The 571-nt window shown below is 77.1% G+C and carries 1 pseudogene; it reads left to right on the forward strand.

From position 1 onward, the window contains the following. Window positions 1-40 precede the first annotated feature (40 nt). Window positions 41-571: pseudogene (locus ACFFNX_RS52100) on the forward strand (thiol reductant ABC exporter subunit CydC); the annotation flags it as partial.

The raw sequence follows: 571 nt of genomic DNA on the forward strand, positions 1-571 counted from the left end.
CCGACCGGGTCGTCCACCTGCCGTCGCGCGAGGCGGCCGCGTGATCGCCCGCCTCATCGGCCGGAGGCATCAAGCCGCACTCGCGTGGGCGACGGCCGCGGGTGTGGGGGGTGAGTTGTCCGCGGTCGGGCTGACGGCGAGCGGCGCCTGGCTCATCGCGCGGGCCGGGCAGCAGCCGCCGCTGTCCGCGTTGGCCCTCGCCATCGTGGGTGTACGGGCGTTCGCCCTGTTCCGTGGGGGGCTGCGGTACGTCGAGCGCCTCACCGGTCACGACGCCGCCCTCCGTGTCCTCGCCGACCTGCGGGTGCGCGCGTACGAGGCGCTGCGCCGCTCCGCGGACCCCGCTCTGCGCGAGACGGCCCCGGGCGAGCGGGACGCGGAGCTCGTTCAGCGGATGGTCGCCGACGTGGAGTCCGTGCAGGACCTGCTGCTGCGCTGTCTGCTGCCGACGGTGGTCTCCTGGGCGGTGGGCCTCGCCGCGGTCGCGCTGAGCGCCGTGCTGCTGCCCGCCGCCGGCTCGGTGCTCGCCGCCGGGATCGTCCTCGCCGGGGCGGCTCTGCCGACCGTGGCC

Origin of the sequence: Actinoallomurus acaciae (genome assembly GCF_042429965.1) — a bacterium.
In the GTDB taxonomy this organism is placed as follows: Bacteria; Actinomycetota; Actinomycetes; order Streptosporangiales; family Streptosporangiaceae; genus Actinoallomurus; species Actinoallomurus acaciae.